Annotated in this window: 23 protein-coding genes, 1 tRNA gene and 1 pseudogene; 9 read left to right on the top strand and 16 right to left on the bottom strand. The window is 36.6% G+C overall.

The features are described 5' to 3' along the window. The first annotated feature begins 117 nt into the window (after positions 1-117). From cls to JCM17102_RS06860, 3 genes are all read left to right on the top strand, one after another. Positions 118-1389: a cardiolipin synthase gene (gene cls / locus JCM17102_RS06870; RefSeq protein WP_025074539.1), complete on the top strand. Its 1272-nt coding sequence runs from the start codon at positions 118-120 to the stop codon at positions 1387-1389. A 121-nt stretch (positions 1390-1510) separates the two neighbouring features. Continuing rightward, complete coding sequence (locus tag JCM17102_RS06865) at positions 1511-2305, top strand: thymidylate synthase (protein ID WP_025074538.1); 795 nt, start codon at positions 1511-1513, stop codon at positions 2303-2305. 3 nt (positions 2306-2308) lie between these two features. After that, positions 2309-2803 carry a dihydrofolate reductase gene (locus JCM17102_RS06860; RefSeq protein WP_025074537.1) on the top strand — a complete coding sequence of 165 codons (495 nt, stop codon included), beginning with the start codon at positions 2309-2311 and terminating at the stop codon, positions 2801-2803. A 14-nt stretch (positions 2804-2817) separates the two neighbouring features. Here JCM17102_RS06860 and JCM17102_RS06855 read toward each other — a convergent pair whose 3' ends face one another. After that, positions 2818-3294 carry an Lrp/AsnC family transcriptional regulator gene (locus JCM17102_RS06855; protein ID WP_025074536.1) on the bottom strand — a complete coding sequence of 159 codons (477 nt, stop codon included), beginning with the start codon at positions 3292-3294 and terminating at the stop codon, positions 2818-2820. Between the two features lie 151 nt (positions 3295-3445). On the opposite strand from JCM17102_RS06855, the gene JCM17102_RS06850 reads away from it, so the two are divergent. Further along, positions 3446-4723: an IgA Peptidase M64 gene (locus JCM17102_RS06850; RefSeq protein WP_025074535.1), complete on the top strand. Its 1278-nt coding sequence runs from the start codon at positions 3446-3448 to the stop codon at positions 4721-4723. Between the two features lie 62 nt (positions 4724-4785). Further along, complete coding sequence (locus JCM17102_RS06845; RefSeq protein ID WP_025074534.1) at positions 4786-5322, top strand: GNAT family N-acetyltransferase; 537 nt, start codon at positions 4786-4788, stop codon at positions 5320-5322. A gap of 250 nt (positions 5323-5572) precedes the next feature. Here the strand turns inward: JCM17102_RS06845 and JCM17102_RS06840 are convergent, their stop codons facing one another. The 9 genes from JCM17102_RS06840 to JCM17102_RS06800 form a co-directional block, all read right to left on the bottom strand. Continuing rightward, the gene (locus JCM17102_RS06840; protein WP_025074533.1) at positions 5573-6043 is read right to left on the bottom strand and encodes an ExbD/TolR family protein; all 471 of its coding nucleotides are present in this window, start codon (positions 6041-6043) and stop codon (positions 5573-5575) included. A gap of 2 nt (positions 6044-6045) precedes the next feature. Continuing rightward, positions 6046-6633, bottom strand: a complete 588-nt coding sequence (locus JCM17102_RS06835; RefSeq protein WP_025074532.1) for an ExbD/TolR family protein — start codon at positions 6631-6633, stop codon at positions 6046-6048. A 35-nt stretch (positions 6634-6668) separates the two neighbouring features. Continuing rightward, positions 6669-7154 carry a hypothetical protein gene (locus JCM17102_RS06830; RefSeq protein WP_025074531.1) on the bottom strand — a complete coding sequence of 162 codons (486 nt, stop codon included), beginning with the start codon at positions 7152-7154 and terminating at the stop codon, positions 6669-6671. 6 nt (positions 7155-7160) lie between these two features. Continuing rightward, the gene (locus JCM17102_RS06825) at positions 7161-7967 is read right to left on the bottom strand and encodes a MotA/TolQ/ExbB proton channel family protein (RefSeq protein WP_025074530.1); all 807 of its coding nucleotides are present in this window, start codon (positions 7965-7967) and stop codon (positions 7161-7163) included. Positions 7968-8040: 73 nt separating this feature from the next. Then, positions 8041-8128: transfer RNA gene (locus tag JCM17102_RS06820), tRNA-Ser, on the bottom strand. 120 nt (positions 8129-8248) lie between these two features. After that, the gene (locus tag JCM17102_RS06815) at positions 8249-9028 is read right to left on the bottom strand and encodes a TatD family hydrolase (protein ID WP_025074529.1); all 780 of its coding nucleotides are present in this window, start codon (positions 9026-9028) and stop codon (positions 8249-8251) included. A gap of 2 nt (positions 9029-9030) precedes the next feature. Beyond that, a complete protein-coding gene (locus JCM17102_RS06810) occupies positions 9031-9741 on the bottom strand; it encodes a hypothetical protein (protein WP_025074528.1) in 711 nt (236 codons plus the stop codon). 14 nt (positions 9742-9755) lie between these two features. Next, complete coding sequence (locus JCM17102_RS06805; protein WP_025074527.1) at positions 9756-10730, bottom strand: polyprenyl synthetase family protein; 975 nt, start codon at positions 10728-10730, stop codon at positions 9756-9758. Positions 10731-10799: 69 nt separating this feature from the next. Next, on the bottom strand, positions 10800-11495 hold the full coding sequence (locus JCM17102_RS06800; protein WP_025074526.1) for an energy transducer TonB: 696 nt from the start codon (positions 11493-11495) through the stop codon (positions 10800-10802). Between the two features lie 227 nt (positions 11496-11722). Here JCM17102_RS06800 and cmk point away from each other — a divergent pair, with 227 nt between their 5' ends. From cmk to pfkA, 3 genes are all read left to right on the top strand, one after another. Beyond that, entirely contained in the window at positions 11723-12409 is a 687-nt protein-coding gene (gene cmk, locus JCM17102_RS06795) for a (d)CMP kinase (RefSeq protein WP_025074525.1), read from the top strand. Between the two features lie 16 nt (positions 12410-12425). Then, positions 12426-13295 carry a 4-hydroxy-3-methylbut-2-enyl diphosphate reductase gene (locus JCM17102_RS06790; RefSeq protein WP_025074524.1) on the top strand — a complete coding sequence of 290 codons (870 nt, stop codon included), beginning with the start codon at positions 12426-12428 and terminating at the stop codon, positions 13293-13295. 148 nt (positions 13296-13443) lie between these two features. Continuing rightward, a complete protein-coding gene (pfkA, locus tag JCM17102_RS06785; protein WP_025074523.1) occupies positions 13444-14424 on the top strand; it encodes a 6-phosphofructokinase in 981 nt (326 codons plus the stop codon). A gap of 276 nt (positions 14425-14700) precedes the next feature. Here pfkA and JCM17102_RS06775 read toward each other — a convergent pair whose 3' ends face one another. The 3 genes and pseudogenes from JCM17102_RS06775 to JCM17102_RS06765 all read right to left on the bottom strand — a co-directional run bounded on the left by JCM17102_RS06775 (position 14701) and on the right by JCM17102_RS06765 (position 17662). Then, the gene (locus tag JCM17102_RS06775) at positions 14701-15558 is read right to left on the bottom strand and encodes an SDR family oxidoreductase (protein WP_025074522.1); all 858 of its coding nucleotides are present in this window, start codon (positions 15556-15558) and stop codon (positions 14701-14703) included. Further along, a pseudogene (locus tag JCM17102_RS26530) lies at positions 15555-16785 on the bottom strand (NADH:flavin oxidoreductase). Before JCM17102_RS26530 ends, JCM17102_RS06775 begins: the two are co-directional and overlap by 4 nt. A gap of 115 nt (positions 16786-16900) precedes the next feature. Next, the gene (locus JCM17102_RS06765) at positions 16901-17662 is read right to left on the bottom strand and encodes a DUF1295 domain-containing protein (protein WP_025074521.1); all 762 of its coding nucleotides are present in this window, start codon (positions 17660-17662) and stop codon (positions 16901-16903) included. A 109-nt stretch (positions 17663-17771) separates the two neighbouring features. Here JCM17102_RS06765 and JCM17102_RS32355 point away from each other — a divergent pair, with 109 nt between their 5' ends. Beyond that, positions 17772-18026 carry an immunoglobulin-like domain-containing protein gene (locus JCM17102_RS32355; protein ID WP_025074520.1) on the top strand — a complete coding sequence of 85 codons (255 nt, stop codon included), beginning with the start codon at positions 17772-17774 and terminating at the stop codon, positions 18024-18026. A 642-nt stretch (positions 18027-18668) separates the two neighbouring features. Here the strand turns inward: JCM17102_RS32355 and JCM17102_RS26525 are convergent. From JCM17102_RS26525 to JCM17102_RS06730, 3 genes are all read right to left on the bottom strand, one after another. Next, positions 18669-19409: a 6-bladed beta-propeller gene (locus tag JCM17102_RS26525; RefSeq protein WP_051572810.1), complete on the bottom strand. Its 741-nt coding sequence runs from the start codon at positions 19407-19409 to the stop codon at positions 18669-18671. 12 nt (positions 19410-19421) lie between these two features. Further along, entirely contained in the window at positions 19422-19739 is a 318-nt protein-coding gene (locus JCM17102_RS22450) for a hypothetical protein (protein ID WP_025074516.1), read from the bottom strand. 723 nt (positions 19740-20462) lie between these two features. Continuing rightward, positions 20463-21806 (bottom strand): citrate/2-methylcitrate synthase, encoded by a 1344-nt coding sequence (locus JCM17102_RS06730; protein WP_025074514.1) that lies wholly within the window; start codon positions 21804-21806, stop codon positions 20463-20465. Positions 21807-21814 lie beyond the last annotated feature (8 nt).

Genomic DNA, 21814 nt, shown 5'->3' with positions numbered 1-21814 from the left:
AATGCTTAAATGTAAGAGATATGTTAAAACATAATAAATTTCCCCTTTACTTCAAATAGCCCAAAATATAGATATACTATCTTTGTTCCTCTGTAAACTAAAAGAGAAAAGAGAGTTTTGAAGCTACGTATATTTATTTTATTTCTGTTCTTATCTTTGCTCCATGCACAGGCTGATATTGTCGATAGCCTAAAGATGCAACATAGGGATTCGGTCAAATTGACAAGTGATTCCCTTGTTCTTCGTTTTTTTTCAGAAGCAGGTCTTCCAATTTCTAACAATAATAAGGTGAAACTTCTGAAAAGTGGACATGAAAAGTTTATAGACCTATTTGAAACCATCCGAGAAGCGAAACATCATATTCATTTAGAATACTTCAACTTCCGTAATGATTCCATTGCTACCGCATTGTTTAATCTGTTAGCCGATAAAGTAAAAGAGGGAGTGGAAGTGAGAGCTATGTTTGACGCCTTTGGAAATTGGTCAAACAATAAACCACTAAAAAAGAAACATCTTAAAAGGATTCGTGAACAGGGAATAGAGATTGTCAAATTTGATCCGTTTACTTTTCCATATATTAATCATGCTGCACATCGAGATCATAGGAAAATTGCTGTCATCGATGGAAAGGTTGCATACACAGGAGGAATGAACATTGCAGATTATTATATCAATGGACTTCCTAAAATCGGCACCTGGCGTGATATGCATATGCGTATTGAAGGAGATGCAGTTAACGATCTTCAAGAAATCTTTCTCACTATCTGGAATAAGGAAACAAAACAAAATATCGGTGGAGATGCTTACTTCCCAAAGCATAAGAAAGTTACTGACAGTACTGACATTGTTATTGCCATTGTAGATCGTACCCCGAAGAAAAATAGTCGCATGCTAAGCCATGCCTATGCCATGTCTATTTATTCGGCCCAAAAGAATGTGCATATTGTCAATCCTTATTTCGTTCCGACTTCTTCCATCAAAAAAGCATTGCAAAAAACAATTGATCGGGGGGTAGATGTTACTATTATGGTATCATCTGCCTCTGATATCCCATTCACCCCTGATGCTGCATTATATAAGCTACATAGACTGATGAAAAGGGGAGCAACTGTATATATGTACAATGGCGGATTTCATCATTCTAAAATCATGATGGTAGACGATCTGTTTTGTACAGTCGGTACAGCTAATTTAAACAGCCGCAGCCTGAGATACGATTATGAAACAAATGCGTTCATATTTGATCAAAAAATTACAGGAGAATTGAATGATATGTTCCACAATGACATAGAACATTGTACTAAACTAACACCTGAGTTCTGGAAGAAACGTTCTCCATGGAAAAAATTTGTAGGGTGGTTTGCAAATCTATTCACTCCATTTCTCTAAGAAAAATGAAGAATTACTATACAGTACATGATACACAGTAAATTCTTCATTCTTCATTCTTCATTCTTCATTCATTTCGTTACCTTTGCAACATCTATCAAATAGTGATAATCATAGGACAATGAAACAATATTTAGATCTACTCAACCGTGTATTGACTGAAGGTACTGAAAAAAGTGACCGTACTGGCACAGGAACAATCAGCGTATTTGGTCATCAAATGCGTTTTAACCTTGATGAAGGTTTTCCATGTCTGACCACCAAAAAATTACACCTGAAATCAATCATCTATGAATTGCTTTGGTTTCTACAGGGTGACACTAATGTGAAATATTTGCAAGAACATGGTGTACGTATCTGGAATGAATGGGCAGACGAAAATGGCGATTTAGGTCATATTTACGGATATCAATGGCGTTCATGGCCTGACTACAACGGCGGATTCATCGACCAAATTAGCGAAGCAGTCGAAACAATCAAACACAATCCGGATTCACGCCGAATCATAGTAAGTGCCTGGAACGTAGCTGACCTGAATAACATGAATCTACCTCCTTGTCATGCTTTCTTCCAGTTTTATGTAGCCAACGGACGTTTAAGTTTGCAACTTTATCAACGCAGTGCTGATATATTCCTCGGAGTACCTTTTAATATTGCATCATATGCTTTATTATTACAAATGATGGCACAAGTTACTGGACTTAAAGCTGGAGATTTTGTCCATACTCTCGGAGACTCTCATATTTACCTGAATCATCTGGAACAGGTTAAATTACAATTAAGTCGTAATCCACGTCCGTTACCACAAATAAAAATAAATCCAGACGTGAAGAGTATCTTCGATTTTAAGTTTGAAGATTTCGAATTAGTTAATTATGATCCACATCCACATATTGCCGGAGTAGTAGCTGTATAAATTATGAGTAGAATATCTATTATTGCCGCTGTAGACAGTCATATGGCAATCGGTTTCGAAAACAAGTTATTATTTTGGTTGCCAAACGATCTGAAACGTTTCAAGACATTAACCACAGGAAATACGATTATCATGGGACGAAAAACTTTTGAATCACTTCCCAAAGGTGCACTTCCCAATCGAAGAAACATCGTATTATCTTCTAATCCGGATTTACAATGTTCGGGTGCAGAAGTATTTGCATCTCTCGATTCTGCTTTAAAAAGCTGTCAGGAGAATGAACATATATTTATCATAGGAGGAGCAAGTATTTATCATCAAGCGCTTCCCTTGGCTGATGAACTCTGTTTGACAGAAATAGACAGTATCGCACCACAAGCAGATGCTTTTTTTCCGGAAGTATCGCCAACAATATGGCATGAAAAAAGCAGAGAAGTTCATCTTGCGGATGAAAAACATCTCTGCCCGTATGCTTTTGTCAATTATGTTAGAAAATAATTTGAAGTTCCCAATTATTCTTCGTCTACATCTACCATAATCGGCATTTGACGTTTGATAGCTTCGTGGAAGGAAATTAAAGTTTCTGTACGTGCCAAACCTAACGGCTGCAATTTATCATGAATAATACTCAGCAAATGGTGATTATTCTTAGCATAAATTTTGATAAACATATCATATTTACCAGTAGTAAAATGACACTCCACTACTTCCGGAATAGCCTCCAAAGCTTTCGTTACCGAATCAAATGATTCAGGGTCTTTCAGATATATACCAATATAAGCACAAGTCTCGTATCCGATTTTCTCAGGATCAATTACATATTCAGATCCTTTCAATATTCCTAAATTAGTCAATTTCTGGATGCGCTGGTGAATCGCCGCACCAGAAACATCGCATGCTCTCGCCACTTCCAGAAAAGGAATACGTGCATTTGCTGCTATCAGTTTCAGAATCTGCTCATCTAAAGCATCTAATTGATGATGTCCCATATTAAATCAAATTGTTTTAATCAGTGAATCTTTTATGCAAAGTTAGCGATTTTCCCACAACAAATACTATGAATTATTACTTTTATTTCCAAATATCGGATAAGTCATCAAATGTTTGTACCTTTGTCTAAAACATAAATACACTATTTATATGAAACCCTTTTACTGCATACTCCTTTTCTTACTAATTACAGCAGGAAGCTATGGACAGAATTTTTCCGATCATTTCCTGAATAAAACACTTCGGGTAGATTATCTCTTTACCGGAGATGTTAAACAACAATCCATTGTTTTGGATGAACTATCTGAACTTCCTACATGGGCAGGTCGCCGTCATCATTTGTCTGAACTTCCATTAGAAGGTAACGGGCAAATTACCATAAAAGATCTATCTACTAAACAATGTATCTATAAAACCTCTTTTTCTTCTTTATTTCAAGAATGGTTATCAACCGATGAAGCTAAAGAAATAACCAAAGGATTCGAGAATAGTTTCCTCCTTCCCTACCCTAAACACCCTGTAGAAGTTGAAATTATTTTATTAAACCCACGCAAAGAAGTAATGACTAACTTCAAACACATTGTTCGTCCTGACGATATTCTAATCCATAAAAGAGGAACATCACACATTACTCCACATCGATATTTACTTCAGAGCGGAAATGAAAAAGATTGTATAGATGTTGCTATTCTCGCTGAAGGATATACGGATAAAGAAATGGATACATTCTATCAGGATGCTGAAAAAGCTTGTGAAAGTCTATTTTCACATGAACCGTTCCGTTCAACAAAAAATAAGTTTAATATTGTAGCAGTAGCCAGTCCTTCAATAGATAGCGGAGTTAGCGTCCCTCGTGAAAATACATGGAAACATACAGCTGTACAATCTCATTTCGACACTTTCTACTCGAATCGTTACTTAACAACTAGTCGAGTGAAGTCAATTCACAATGTATTGGCTGGTATTCCATATGAACACATCATCATACTTGCCAATACCGATGTATATGGTGGAGGAGGTATTTATAACTCATACACACTGACTACTGCACACCATCCTATGTTCAAACCTGTTGTAGTACATGAATTCGGACATAGCTTTGGAGGATTGGCTGACGAATATTTCTACGAGGACGATGTCATGACAGATACCTATCCCTTAAATGTAGAACCATGGGAACAGAATATTACTACACGTGTAGACTTCTCGTCGAAATGGAAAGACATGCTCCCTTCTAATATTCCAATCCCAACTCCTGTTTCTCAAAAAGAAAAATACCTAGTTGGCATATATGAAGGTGGCGGATATTCTGCCAAAGGTATCTATCGTCCAGCCTTCAATTGCCGGATGAAGACAAATGAATATCCGGAATTTTGTCCTGTCTGCCAACGTGCTATTCGCCGAGTTATCGACTTTTATGTCCCTTAATTGTTACACTATACAGACAAACTCAAAAAAGAATATATTGTTTAACCCCAAAAACAGACTTTATGATCAGACTTCAAGCGATTAATACATCGGACATTCAACATTACAAATTTATGGAAGAACTTCTAATAGACTCTTTTCCTGCAGAAGAATACCGGCAATTGGAAGAGTTACGTGAATTCACTGACCGAACAGGAAACTTTCATAATAACATCATTTTTGATGATGAACTACCTATTGGATTCATTACATACTGGGATTTTGAACACTTCTATTACGTAGAGCATTTTGCAACTAACCCAGCCCTACGTAATGGTGGTTATGGAAAACGTACTTTAGAATATTTATGTGACCACCTAAAACTTCCCATCGTCTTAGAAGTTGAACGCCCAGTAGAAGAAATGGCTAAACGGCGTATAAACTTCTATCAACGTCATGGGTTTACATTATGGGAAAATGATTATTACCAACCTCCGTATAAACCTGGAGATAATTATCTTCCAATGTACCTTATGGTACATGGTGCATTAGATGCAAAAAAAGACTTTGAAGAAGTAAAACAAAAACTCTATACTGAAGTTTATAAAGTTAAAAAATAGCAATATAGCTATAATGCTAAAAACTAAAAGAACGAACAGAAAACCAGCCTGTCTCAGAAATCATACCATTCGGAGCAAGTCTAAATTTCTCATACCTTTATAATAAATGAGAGTTTCCCATCTTCATATAAAAATATCCTACCTATAAGAATATAAAGCTATATTTAAAATCAACCTCATTTCAAAGAAATCCAAAAAGAAAAGGGTATCCATTTTGGGATACCCTTTATCTTTTATATATCAAAACCAACTATTTATTATCTTTTTTCTTTGAAGAATAGTTAATTTTCAAAGCAGAAGCTTTTCTAAGAGCATTTTTCACATCGGTAACAATACCCATCTTAGTCTTTTCATCTACTTTCAGAGATACTGTCATTTTACCCCGATCACTTTCATTCATATTCGAACGTTCCTGGAAGACAAAATCTCCTATTTGATCTACCTCAGCATAGCTATCATTTAATTGAATACGACTTTCAGTACCCATTTTTCCACGATATTCTGCAGAAGGTTCACCTATATAAATGAATGTTACCAGCGACTTCTTCTCCAATTTCTCAAGTTCAGTACCTACGGGAAGGCTTATCTGAACCTTCAATGTAACCTCACGCATTGTTGTTACAATCATAAAGAAGAACAACAAGGTAAAGATAAGGTCAGGCAACGAAGAAGTATTCAATGCCGGCATCTCACGTTTACCAGTCTTATTAAATTTTCCCATACTTACTTCTTTTCTCCGTATTTTTTAGGTTCTGCCTCAGAAATTCTCTGCGGATAAACTTCACGAATAGCTTTCTGTTGTTTATCATTCAGTTCCGCATATGGTCTCTGCCATTTTTCTTTAGCTAATTCATCTCTCAATTCATTGTATGCAGCAACTAATTCGTTCTGCACACTTATATACGCCTGATATGAAGACCCACGGTCATTCTGCAAAGAAATTACATGCTTATCATTAACAAGAGTCGTACCTAAGAATTCCACATTCTTTTGTGTTTTCTCTGGTTTATTTGCTTCATTATTATAATTAGCTATAAATTCTTTGGCTTTAGCTCTTAGTTCTCCAACAGCAATATAATCACCATCGCACATCAATTCATCATTCTTGTTTAGATATACCTGTAAAATATTGCGTTCTTTAATTTTATCAGTTTCCCTATTTTCTTCATCAGGGGGAGGCGGCAAAAGTCTTGCTAAACCTTGGTCCGTGTCCATTGATGTAGTAATCAAGAAGAAGATAAGCAATAAGAAAGCTATATCCGCCGTAGAACTGGAGTTAATATCAGGAACTTTTCTTTTTCCTCTAGCCATTTTAATTACTTTATTAAATTGAGCTTATCAATTGATTATGATATTTTTTTCTTTATGCCACTTGCAATGATTGCAACAATTGTTACAAACAAAAGAATGTAAATAGTATAAAGGAACATATCAGTTATCTTCAGCCAGAAAGTAACGTTGTCTGCACCTTCATAACCACGGATATTCATTGGAGTTCCATCTCCTATAGCCCAAGTTACAAATAGAATAACAACCATAAGTACTAATCCAAGCAAAGACCTAACAGCATTAGCCGGATTATCTTTCAAAGCTGCACCAAATTGGAATACTGCAGCAACTACAGTAGCTGCAATAGCTATACCAAACAAAGCATACATTAAATAAAGTAAAGCATCTGTTTGAGCCGGTTGCCACATTTCGGGATCTATCCCCGGAATCGCCGCATCGCCTGTTGCGCTTCCTCCTAAGAAGAATAGCACCATAACGATTAGGATAACGGCAAACATCGCATACAATGCATAATACGATGCTTTATATGTAAGTTTACTCATCTTGAATTATTTTTTGTATTTCAAATTATATTTGATAACCATATCAAGTAAAGAGATAGAAGAATCTTCCATTTCACTTGTAAGAGCCTCAATTTTAGAAAGTACGTAATTGTAGAATACCTGAAGAATCAAAGCAACGATCAAACCAAAGATAGTTGTAATCAAAGCTACTTTCATACCACCTGCTACAACCGTCGGAGAAATATCACCTACAATTTGAATTTTATCAAATGCCTGCACCATACCGATTACAGTACCCAAGAATCCGAGTGACGGAGCCATTGCGATAAACAATGTGATCCATGAACATCCTTTTTCAAGATAACCGGCTTGTACACCTCCATAAGATACAACAGACTTCTCAACAACGTCAATACCTTGGTCGATTCTCATCAAACCTTGATAATAAATAGAAGCAACTGGACCTCTAGTGTTACGTGCGATGTCTTTAGCAGCTTCAACGTCACCTTTTTCCAAAGCAGCTTCAATAGATGCCATAAACTTCTTTGTGTTAATTTCAGCCAAGCTCAGATAAATGATACGTTCGATACAGAAAGCCAAACCAATTACCAAAGCAATAGCTACCAAACTCATGAAGGATGCAGTACCTTCAATAAACTTGATTTTGATTTCCTTGTGGAGACCTGTTTCTTCTGCAGCAGGAGCAGCAGCTTGAGTAGCGGCTGGTGCAGCAGCTGGAGCAGCCTGTTGTTCAGTTTGTTCTGCCGCAGGAGCATCTTGAGCCTGAGCAAGTTGAGTTGAGCCGAATGCCAAGGCCCCAATCACAGCAACAATTGCAAATAACTTTTTCATTGTGTGTCTAATTTTTAAGATTAATTAATTAATTATTATTTATTGTATTTACTTTACGTTCTTTTTCATCCTGCGGAGAGAGGGGGATTCGAACCCCCGATACACTTTTGGCGTATACACGCTTTCCAGGCGTGCCTCTTCAACCACTCGAGCATCTCTCCCTACGGTTTTTTCGAATTTTCAGCTACAAATGTATCCTTTTTTTTCTTTTCATGAAGCATTATCCCTTTTTTATCTCGAATAAATACTGCAAATTAATAAAATTTAAAACCTTTCTGACCTTATTTGGAGAATCCAAACACTTTTAATGCGTTTTCCGAAGTGACCTGTGAAACGCGTTCCGGACTTACCTGATAAATTTCTGCTACTTTAAAAAGAGTATCTTTTATATTCGCACTTTCATTTCGTTTTCCACGATTCGGAACTGGCGTCAGATAAGGAGAATCAGTCTCAAGTACCAAGCGTTCTAACGGAACAGAAGACGATAAAATTCCTGCTAACAATGACTTCTTAAAAGTAACTACTCCATTAATACCTAACATAAATTTTTCGAATTCCAAACATTTCTCAGCCTCCTCCAATGTGCCGGTAAAACTATGAAAAACACCTCTTAAAACAGTATCTTTATATGGTTCCATTACCTTATATATATATTCGTAAGCATCTCGAGCATGAATTACGATAGGTAAGTCATATTCAAGTGCCCATTTAATCTGATTTTCAAAGACTAACAACTGTTCTTTTAGAAACGTTTTATCCCAATACAAATCGAGTCCTATCTCTCCTATCGCTATAAAATTATTAGGAGCTGAGAGATATTTATGAACAACCGCCAACTCCTCTCCATACGACTCATTCACTGAGGTTGGATGTAATCCGATCATAGGAAAACAAAAGTCCGGATAATCAGCACAAACAGACAACATAGGTTTAATAGTTGTGCTATCAATATTAGGCATAAATATAGATGAAACACCGGCTTGTCGAGCACGTTCCATCACTTGTGGTAAATCTTTGGAGAACTCCTCTAAAAAAAGATGGGAATGAGTATCTATCAACATATTCAATCGTTTTTTTCTAACTTTATTTTTTCACCAGAACGGTAATAATACACTAAACCATAATCTCGGCATTTCTCCAAACGGTCTTCATTAGGCATTACTTCCTGAAATTTATTTTCTACCTGATTCCATATATCAAGAATCAGTTCATCGGCACGATCCCTCATAGAAGCAAGTTCCTCTAAGCTACGATTAGTCAATGCCTGATAAGCTTTTTGACGTTCATAACTATCTAAAAAGATATCATAATGTACTTTAACACGAGCAATAGTCGGATTATAAATAGGTATACCTCCCTGAGATACTCTTCGTTGTTCACCATCAATAATTTTTCGTCCCCACTCCACCAATGCAACTTCACTCAGCAAGTCCGGTACAACATTTGTCTCAGGCAACTCGTATAATCGTTTATGTCCCACTTTTATTTCATCACGAAGCACAGCCAAATTTAGTACTTGAATAAAATGAGAAATATACAATCGTGCCACTTTCACATTTCCCCGATGTTTACGACTAGCTCTAGACTGATTCTCATAACATTGCATATAATAATTCTGAGCAGCTTCAAATTTCTGCAGAAAATTACGAGCATCAAATAAAGTTTTCAAAGTAATAGCCAAATCACGTACATTATATACATCGCCCTTCCTGACCGCTGCTTTCAGCGCCCGAACTCTAGCTTGATCGGTATTTGGTAATCGTCTATAAGGCATCTCTTAAAACTCAATTACATTTCACGATACATCAGTAATTTCACTAAATTTTTTAATTCTTTCTTCTTTTCTTCGGTAACTCCAACCGCTTCCAAACTTTTCATTGCAAGCGTATAATATTCACGCATTTTATTTTCACATATACCACGAATATTAAGTTCATTGTAGAGTGTAGTTACCGCTTTAATTTTTTCATCAGGCTCATAAGCTTCAACATCCAACCATTGCTTCAACTCTTTACGCTGTTTTGCGTCAGCACGTTCCAACGCTTTTATGAGCATATATGTTTTCTTGTTACAAAGAATATCTCCACCTATTTTTTTTCCGAACACTTCCGGATCCCCATATACATCTAATAAATCATCCTGTAATTGAAATGCGACTCCCATCTGCATTCCAAAATTATATAAATTCGTAGCATCTTCTGCAGGCGCCCCTGCCAAAACAGCACCAATTTTAAGACTAGCAGCAAGCAATACAGCCGTTTTCAACCGGATCATTTCTATATACTCACTTTCTGTAACATCACTTCTCGATTCAAATTCCATATCTAACTGTTGTCCTTCACAAATTTCAAGTGCAGTCAGACTAAACAAGTCCATTACTTCTTTTAAATACGAAGGTGTAGAAGCAGCCATATATTGATAAGCCAATACCAACATAGCATCTCCCGATAATATTGCACTATTATCATTCCAGACTTTATGTACAGTAGGTTTACCTCTACGTACATCCGCACGATCCATTACGTCATCATGCAACAGCGTATAATTATGATATACCTCGATCCCCGTAGCCGGATCATAAATTGAAGAAACATCCTCACGATATAAATTATATGCCATCAACATCAATACCGGACGTATCCGCTTCCCCCCTAGAGAAAGAACATACTCTACCGGTTCATAAAGTCCTTGCGGACTCCGAACGAATTGAATCTCAGAAATACGATTATTTATTTTATCAAGCAATTGAGAAGCTGTATACATGATAGTAACAAAGATTAGTGAATAAAAAGAGGCTGCTTTCGGCAGCCTCTTCATTTTATGATAGGATAATTATGTCAATCTAAACGCTACAGGAACAGTAAACTTAACGCGAACTGGTTTACCACGCTGCTTACCTGGTGTCCATTTTGGCATGGTATTGATCACACGAATAGCTTCCTTATCCAAATATGGATCTACACTACGTACAACTTGTGCATCTACAATACTACCATCCTTATTCACCACAAACTGTACAATAACACGGCCCTGAGTACCTTGTTCCTGTGCAATTACCGGATACTTAATGTTTTTATTCAAATATTGCATCAAAGCAGCAGTTCCACCCGGGAATTCCGGCATTTGTTCTACAACTTCAAAGATAGTCTGTTCCTCTGGTTCTGTTTCAACAACTTGTACAGGCACATACGTTACATTTGCCTTTGTTTGTGTAGGGAGATTATCTTCGGTAAGAATATCTGTTGATTCTTCAACATCTGAATTATCATCAACGATTTCCAACGTTTCAGCAACTTTCGGAGCCTCAGCGGGTGGCGGAGTGTTCGGCTCTGGAGGGGTTTCTGTAATAGGAATAATTTCCTCCTCAAATACGACCTCAGTTACAACTTGAGCGACATCGATTTTCACGTCACGTTTAGTCCATTCGAACGCTACGAACATGAAAGCCAATACGATCACGTAACCGATGAGCAACCAGGTAGACTTCTTGCCTTCCAAGTCTGCTTTGGGTGATTTTTTAACTTCCATAAGTTTAATTAATATAATTGATTAAAAAAAAAGTGTCTTTTAAAGTGTTTCTGGGCAAATATAGCACATTTTCAAATAACCATCCCTTTCTTGATATCTTTTTATCCAGCTTTTTAACTTTTTTAATTTTTCAAGCGTCCCACTTTAATGCTTTTATAAGCAATTGTTGGGTTATTATTCAAAATTACCTGTATCTTTGGCGAACTAAATTAGAAGAATTTATCAAGATGAAAAAGATAACTATCGCAATTGACGGATTTTCCTCTTGCGGAAAAAGTACGATGGCCAAAGATCTAGCTAAAGAAGTGGGTTACATTTACATTGACAGCGGTGCAATGTATCGTGCAGTCACTCTATATAGTATAGAAAATGGAATCTTCAATGGAAATACCATTGATACAGAGAAACTAAAACAAGATATCAAAAATATTCGGATTTCCTTTAAACTAAACCCCGAAACAGGACGCCCGGATACTCATCTCAACGGAGTAAATGTAGAAAGCAAAATCCGTTCAATGGAAGTTTCATCAAAAGTTAGTCCAATCAGCGCCCTCGACTTTGTACGCGAAGCAATGGTTGCCCAGCAACAAGTTATGGGAAAAGAAAAAGGTATCGTAATGGACGGACGTGATATTGGTACTACTGTTTTTCCTGACGCCGAATTAAAAATCTTTGTTACAGCTTCACCGGAAATCCGTGCACAACGACGCTACGATGAGTTGAAAGCCAAAGGACAAAAAGCTAGTTTTGATGAAATTCTGGAAAACGTCAAGCAACGAGATTATATGGATCAACATCGTGAAGTAAGTCCGTTACGTAAAGCAGAAGATGCGTTATTATTGGATAATACAAATCTGACCATCGAACAACAGAAAAAATGGCTGTTTGAACAGTTCAACAAAATCACCGGATAGTTTATACATTAAATATATGATTAAGGTAGAAATCGATGAAGGTTCCGGATTCTGCTTTGGTGTAGTTACAGCTATTGATAAAGCAGAGGAAGAGTTAACCAAAGGCGAAACTCTCTATTGTCTGGGAGATATTGTACATAATAGTAAGGAGGTGGAACGTCTCAAAGAAATGGGATTAATCACTATCAATCATGATGAATTCAAGCAATTACGTAATGCAAAAGTGTTGCTTCGTGCACATGGAGAACCACCTGAAACTTATATGACCGCCCGCGAAAATAATATAGAAATTATTGACGCCACCTGCCCGGTAGTTTTACGCCTGCAAAAACGTATCAAACAAGGTTTTCTGGAAGACAACCAGAAAGAGAAGCAGATCGTCATTTATGGAAAAAACGGACACGCTGAAGTATTGGGATTAGTGGGACAAACAGATGGGCAGGCTATTGTTATTGAGAAAGCAGAAGAAGTCAAAAAACTGGATTTTAATAAGAGTATCCGTCTCTTTTCACAGACAACAAAGTCACTGGATGAATTCCAAGAAATTGTAGAATACATCAAACAACATATATCTCCAAAAGCCACTTTCGAATATTATGATACCATTTGCCGCCAAGTTGCAAACCGGATGCCCAAACTTCGGGAGTTCGCAGCTTCACATGACTTAATATTCTTTGTAAGTGGGAAAAAAAGTTCGAATGGAAAAATGTTGTTCGAAGAATGCTTAAAAGTGAATCCAAACTCCCATTTAATAGATAGTCAGGAAGAAATTGATGCTTCTTTGCTTCAAGATGTAACATCTATCGGTGTGTGCGGAGCGACTTCCACCCCGAAATGGCTAATGGAAAAGATATCACGCTATATTCAAACGCAAATTAAAGAATAGGTAACTCAACAACAAAGAAAAAATTGATTGAATAAGAGTGTGATTTGAACAATTTTAATATTTTCTTCACATGAAAACGAAGTTCTGAAATAACGTTTTCAACTTTTTATTGTACTTTTGTCGCACCAAATTAAATAAAAAGATTGTTATGGGAACAATTAAGTGTATAGGTATATTGACCTCTGGGGGGGATGCTCCCGGAATGAATGCTGCTATTCGTGCGGTAACACGCGCAGCTATTTATAATGGTTTACAAGTTAAAGGTATATACAGAGGCTACAAAGGGCTAGTTACAGGTGAGATCAAAGAGTTTAAAAGTCAGAATGTCAGTAACATCATCCAACTTGGCGGAACTATCCTGAAAACTGCACGTTGTCAAGAGTTCACTACACCTGAAGGGCGACAACTTGCTTATGACAACATGAAAAGAGAAGGAATCGACGCATTGGTTGTTATCGGCGGCGATGGTTCTTTGACAGGTGCACGTATTTTTGCACAGGAATTTGATGTGCCTTGTATCGGATTACCCGGAACAATTGACAATGACCTTTATGGTACTGATACTACGATCGGATATGATACGGCCCTGAATACAATATTAGATGCAGTAGACAAAATTCGTGATACTGCTACTTCACATGAACGTCTGTTTTTCGTTGAAGTAATGGGACGTGATGCCGGTTTTCTTGCATTAAATGGTGCAATCGCATCAGGAGCAGAAGCTGCTATTATCCCAGAATTCAGTACAGAAGTAGACCAATTGGAAGAATTCATTAAAAACGGATTCCGTAAATCAAAGAATAGTAGTATCGTGTTGGTGGCAGAAAGTGAACTCACTGGAGGTGCCATGCATTTCGCAGAACGCGTAAAGAACGAATATCCTCAATACGACGTACGTGTAACTATTTTAGGTCACTTACAACGGGGTGGTAGCCCAACAGCACACGATCGTATTTTAGCAAGTCGCTTAGGTGCGGCTGCCATTGATGCTATCATGGAAGATCAACGTAATGTTATGATTGGTATCGAACATGATGAAATCGTCTACGTACCCTTCAGCAAAGCTATCAAAAACGACAAGCCAATTAAAAGAGATCTTGTCAATGTATTAAAAGAACTCTCTATCTAAACGAGGAACAAAAATATATAACGAACGGCAAGCATCTATCAAAACAGATTGTTTGCCGTTCGTTATTATCATTCAACCCTTTGCAATTTCTCTATCATCAGACAGAATGAACAATTAATCTTACAACTTCTTTTTATCCATAATTCCACTGATCCACAAATGATAGTTAATTAGCAATAATGTAGTTTCAAACAATACAACAGAGAAAGGAGCACCTACCATTCTTCCCTACTTTTTACATGCTCAGTATAAACCTATATATAATTAAGGAATAGATTAATACTTGTTCAGCCAACGTTGTAATAGATGTTCCGTTTCCTCCCAAAGCTGTTTTTTCTGTTTATGCCGGATATATTTCTCAGACAGCACTTTTCGATGACTGCTAGCATAGAGTTGTCCAGTCACCCCTGCTTCCTTCGCATTCAGCAACAATCCAATAGCTGTATCTGCTCCTTGTCGAGGTGTACGAATAAACGGTCGGAATAAAATATCCGTTAAAGGGTCAAACCATTGATGCATGGTTATAATATCCGTAGAGACAATTCCAGGATCAGCTGCATTCACAACAATTCCTCTATCTTTCAGACGTTCGGAAAGCTCAAGAGTAAATAACATCAAAGCCAGCTTTGTGTTACTGTAAACAGGAATTCTGAAAAAACGTCCTTTCTTACCCCTCAAATAGAAATCCGGAAAATCAAGATGTCCGATAGCATATGTACAAGAAACCATATTGACAATACGCGCACCAGGAACCAATATAGGTAGTAGTTTATGTGTGAGCAGGAAAGGACCTAGATAATTAACGCTAACTGTACGTTCGAAACCATCAGTAGTAATATGAAGCCCCGTTTCCATTGTACCTGCATTATTCATCAACAATGAAACAGACAAATTGCGTTTTATCACTTCATTAGCAAAAGAAACGACCGAGTCCATAGAAGACAAATCAATAGCTAATACTTCTAAATATGGATTTCCCGTTTCCTTAATTAGTTGTTGCCGGACACCTTCAGCCTTCTTAGGCTGATAACAAGCCATCAATACATGATAACCAGCTTCAGCAACAGCACGCGTAATTTCCGTCCCCATTCCTCCATCGGCACCGGTAATAATTGCCCATCTTACTTCATTCATTGTTTCTCTAATTTTTCGATCTCCTTTTGTAAACAAAGGGGCAGTTTTTCTTTCAAATGTTGATGACAAGCCATTTCGATAGTGTACATCCGTCCGATACAATAGTTACTGTGTCCACAAGTACAACGTGCTAACTCTTCTTGTCTCATCCTATTTACAAATCCCGGTTCATTCAATAATGCACGTGCCATTTGTACTGCATCAAATCCTAAATCCAGTACTTCTTCTATCTTTCCCGGAAACCAGACCACCCACATAAATTAATGAAGCATCCGGCAATGCTTCACGAAACTTCAAAGCATCTTCAAGAAAATAAGCTTCTTTAAAAGGAACAGTAGGTATCATCCATTTACCAAACATTCGAACGCCATATTTTAACCACCAACAATCCATATAATAAGACATAGAACGAATCGGCATTGCTCCTCGCATAACATACATCGGTGCCTTACTAACAAAACCTCCACTCAGAACCAAAGCATGAGCACCCAATTCTAATAAACGCTTAGCTACTGGAATCGTTTCCTCCAATTCCATTCCTCCCTTAAATCCATCCCGCATATTCATTTTGACGATGACTGCCATATCATTACCTGCCGCCTTCATCACTTCACCCATTACCAGATCCATAAATCGCATTCGATTTTCCAACGAACCTCCATACTCATCTTTTCTATGGTTTGTAGATGGAGAAAGAAACTGACTAATCAAATATCCATGACCAGCATGTACTTCGACTGCATCAAACCCAGCTTCTCTAGCCAAGCTCACACCCTGTCCATATGCTTTAGCCATTATAGGTAATTCCTCTTTTTTCATCCCCCGCACAAAAGTAGGAGAATAAAGATTGAAACCGGAACAGGCTGATATTGGAGTTACCCCACAAATCTTTTTATGAGACATATTGCCACAATGCCCTATTTGGATTCCGGCAGCAGCACCTTCAGCATGAATGGCATCCGTCACTTCCCGCAAACCGGGAATAATTTCCGGACGTAACCATAACTGACGATCGAAAGAAAGCCCACTTTGTGTCACAGCGGCATAAGCAACCGTTGTCATTCCAACCCCTCCCGCAGCTACCGAACGATGATAATCAAGTAACATTTGAGAAGGAGCATTTCCCGGACACATACTTTCAAAAGCTGCCGAACGGATGGTACGATTTCGTAAAGTAAGAGGCCCGATTGTGACTGGAGAAAAAAGTAATTTCCGTTGTTCTTTCATATTATTAGTCGAATTCATAGATTCTTAATTTACAGAAATTTGATTGCAATATTCGCTAAAATTATTTATATGAACAAGCTTTTCAGTATTAAAATCAGATAGAATCAAAGACAACTTAATACAGATACGGGAATACTCGTTTCCTTCGTCCAACCTTCTCTCCAAATTCTTCCCGATAATGGTGCCAGATAGCATTAGCTCGAGGAACAAGGTTAGCAATTGTCCACCAAAAGAAAACAAGCCCGGAAAGGGAACAAGTCAATATGGCCCAACCTAACCATTCCACAATTTCACCAAAGTAATTAGCAGAAGTAATATAACGATACATTCCTTTCTGAGGTAAATAATGACGTGTATCACCGGGTTTACGCAAATGGCGAATCACATAATCGGCATGCCAATTCACAAACATTCCTGTAAAGAAAAGAAGTGTACCTATTATAAACCAAGGAGTAGAAAACCAATCAGATTGATACATATCTTTTGGAGCAAGATAAAAAATCCACTCTCCTTGCATGTAACCATTCAACAAATTAAAAAGTATTCCCATCGACATGATAGCCAACGGCATTTTACTCTTTCCACTCAACAAAAAAGGAAAGACAAAGGCGCGCTGAAAATAATGAGTTTGAAAGAATAGAAAAAATGTTAGAACGACCGGATCAAAACGACGTTCCGAATATATCCACATCCAACACATCACTAAAAAGACAGGGGCTTCCATAAATACCCAAGCCAACTTATTGGAAATAGCTACTCCCCACGAATTTGTACGAAACATTCCATACCCGGCTTTTACAAAATAAAGTGCAATAAAAACAATCAATGCAATCAGGCTCATACCACCCAAAAACCAATAAAAAGAATCTATATTCATAGTAAACTTATTTTCAACACGCAAATATAATAAAATCACTGCAATATGCCAGAGTTTATATCAAACTAAGAAGCAAGTATTATTCTTCATATCAAGACTATCATTTTTCTTGGCAAACTTAAAACTATTAATTAATTTTGGCGTCATAAATAACTCTTTTATACTTCTTCCAGCAGTAGGAGAAAGTGGTAGTACAATCTCGTGGAATTTAAATAAGAGTGAATATATAAACAACCAAGGAATAGTTCATCATCAGGACGCAGGAAGTGATGATAAAAAAGTTATTCTTACAGCAACTTTACAGAAAGGAAGAGTTTTACTAAAAAAGAACTTCACTGCCACAATAATGAGGATCTATAAATAGACATTTTTGAATAAAGCCTTTTAGTTGTTTATTATCTTGTGATACTTCGAATATATATGCATCTTTTATCCTCAATTCATTATCAACAATCAACATTATAGGAGTAGGTACATACTTCAATCCTTTTCTTATTAAATCTTTCTTATCCTTATAAATAAATTCCTTATATGAATTCCTTTTTTGACTACTTCAAAGCCTCTGTCTATACATACTTCGCAGTCATAATAATTAAATATATACACAATAGTAGATCCTTCTATCTTCCCTGTTACTGAATCCAAAGAATGAATTTGTTTTCCTTTCAGCCAAGCAACATCTTCATTTAACAAAGAGGATATATTTTGTTCTACAACTTTGCTCTTTCCGCTATTACAAGTACAAAACAAACAAAAATACTAGAAAGGCTTACTAATCTTATATATTTCCATAGCACACTGCTCATAATTCATTGCATAAATATAATTTTTATTAGCACAAATTGTATTATATATTTTACCAGGTAAATGACAAATATAAAATGGAGTTAAATCCGAGTTTAAAATTATGATAGTATTTACTCTATATCCTTTTTCCCAAGTAGCACACAACAGATACAATTTCCCTTCATCCCAATAAGCATCACATAAATATGTGAAAAAGCTTCTAGGATATATTTTTCTGTTTTATATAAGATAAATTATCTTTAATAACACCAATATCTGACAGATCACAAGAAGCAAGTAGTTTGTTTTTATGCAAATCATATTTTTCTACTACAGGATAACTTGGACATATAGTATACAAACAATCTTTACCTTTTACTAAATGACGTTGATTACGTAACATATTCATATCTGCATATTCTGTCATAGTAAATACATCCCCACAAAATTGTATATCATTATTATTCACACGATCCCAATTTATTGCCGTCTTAACATAACATGAACTATCTGTCATCGTTGTTGCATAAACAGTATCATTATCTATAAAGAAACGGAACTCATTACATGTTGGGACTGACACAGATTCTATAAATCCTTTCCCATCATAAAGTTTCAAAGTCATTGTGCCAGCATCTGAGATATAAACAGTATCTTTCTGTACATAAAAACCTGTTGGTGACACCACTTCTTTAGGACCTTCTCCGAATTTACCAACAGTATAGAAAGTATCTCTATCAATATCTAAAACAGCAACATCAGCCCTTGACGGATCAAACATATAAAGTTTATTTTCTTCAAAAAACAAGCATGATATACCCTTAAAGAATGTTGAATCAGGATAAATCGTAAAAGAAGAAAATAGAGAACATTTAAGTTCTGCAAGCTTCTTTTCTTCTTTACAAGATATAATATTAAACACAATCAAAATAGCACAAACATATAATATTGACGTCCTCATTCTTTATTTTATTTAGCAGTACGTTTTTAAGCCGTCACATTCAACCCACCGTTTTTCTTTAATTATAATAGTACCACTCTTGTCAATTCCTCGATGACATTTTACAGTTCCAGTACAACTAATCTCACCATCTCTCTGACCTGCTGAATTTATACAATCATAACTAATCGAACACGACCGAGTTCCAGCTTCAGGGTTTCCTAAAGCCTCAATATTAACCAAATCCATTAAACTAAAATGAGAATTAATCGAATTTGTGTTATAATGAGCCCATGAATATACACTAAAAGCAACAACACAAACAGCCAATAATACATTAACTGTTTTCATAATATTAAATTTTAAGATAAAAATTATGGTACAAATGTACAATATATATTAATCAAAAAAGGAAAAATGATTATAAGAAGAAGATCAAAAACATTTATTAACAATTTACTCAATATAAATCACCTACCTTTATATCAAAACAGTTTATCAATATAAAAAAACAACAGAATCATTCCTTCAAATTTGCATAAATTAGTCACAACTATATACTTTATTGTACCAATGATTGTGTATAATAAAGTATATAGTTGCGTAAAAAGTTCCTCTCCATTAATAGTAAACTTATTCTTCTCTAATAGAAAAGTTCTTTTTGCCAAAGAACAATCTATAACTGCAAGTTCTGATTGTATAAATGCAACTTGCGTTTTTATAACCGGAACTTGCGTTTATAAAAACAAAAGTTCCATTTATAGTTTATATCAAACAGAGGACAACTTTACTATTAAAGGAAAAGAAGTTTAGTCTTAATGGAGAAGAATTTATCCATTAAGACTTTGGAAGAGAAGCAGTATAGGTTACTACATCAGAGAAAGAATAAGTAGGAAGAAGGTGATAGGTGATAGATTGGGTGATAGGTTATTTACCAACCTATCACCACCTGAAACACCGATGAATAAATGGATTCAGAGCATCGGTGATAGATTGATAGAGGATTATGCTTTTTTTCTATTGTAGGAGTTGAAAAGCTTGTTTTTCTATTTTCAGACAGTTTCACCCAATCTATTAACGCTTCTTAATAGGAACGTAAGGAGCTCCTTCCAAAACATTCTTATATGCCGGACGAATAATGCGCTTACCTTCAAAATTCAATTCTTCATTGCGATGCGCACACCAACCAACAATACGAGCCATAGCAAAAAGAGGAGTAAATATCTCTTGTGGCAAACCGATCATTTCGTATACAAAACCGGAATAGAAATCAATGTTGCTCGATACTGTTTTCCCGTTATTTTTAATACGGCCAAAAGTAGCGATTGCACGTTCCTCCAACAGTTCAAGGAAAGCAAACTCTTCTTCTTTACCTTTTTCACGTGCCAGATCACGCGCCAGTTCTTTCAGTAAAAGAGCACGAGGATCGGAAATCGTATAAACAGCATGACCGATACCATAGATCAATCCAGACTTGTTGTATACCTCTTTGTTCAACATACGGGTAAAATAAGTATCTATCTCATCCACACTTGTCCAATCTTTGATATTCTCCTGCAAATGATGGAACATATCGGCTACTTGAATGTTAGCTCCTCCATGAAGCGGACCTTTCAGCGAACCAATACCTGCTGCAATAGCCGAATAGGTATCTGTTCCAGTAGAAGAAGTGACACGAACAGTAAATGTAGAGTTATTACCACCACCATGTTCTGCCTGAAGAATCAGCAGTAAATCCAAAGTCCGCGCATCCAACTCTGTATAATCTTTCTTCAGCATGTAAAGGAAGTTTTCCGCTATCGAGAGTTTCTCTTGTGGATGACGAATATGCAGGGAACGACCATGTGTTGCATGACGAAGCATGTTAAAAGCATACGCTATTATAGTTGGGAACTTTGAAATCAATTCAATACTTTGACGCATCAGATTATCACGTGAAGTATCATCTGCATTCGGATCGAAGCGATACATCTCTAGCACACTGCGAGAAAGAATATTCATGATATTGTTTCCTTCCAGCTCGATGATATTCATTTTGGTCTTTTGTTCCAATGGCATATTATCATTGACCAATTCAGAGAAGGAAGCCAATTCCTCTTTATCGGGCAGACGACCGGACAGTAAAAGGTAAGCAACTTCTTCGAAACCAAAACGTTTTTCTTTGATGATAGCATGGGATATATCTTCCACATCATAATTACGATAGAATAATTTGCCGGGAATAGGCTTTAACCCTCCCCCTGGAATACGCTCATAACCTACTACATTACCAATCTTAGTCAATCCTACCAACACACCTGTGCCGTCTTCATTACGTAATCCCCGCTTTACATCATACTTGGGAAACAAATCGTTATCGATCCGGGTAGCTTCCTTCATCTCCTCGGAAAGTTTGTAAATCAAATACTCTTTCTTCATGATATTCT

It is taken from the genome of Bacteroides faecichinchillae JCM 17102 (assembly GCF_000614145.1).
Lineage (GTDB): Bacteria > Bacteroidota > Bacteroidia > Bacteroidales > Bacteroidaceae > Bacteroides > Bacteroides faecichinchillae.
This window is presented reverse-complemented; position numbering and strand designations above follow the sequence as displayed.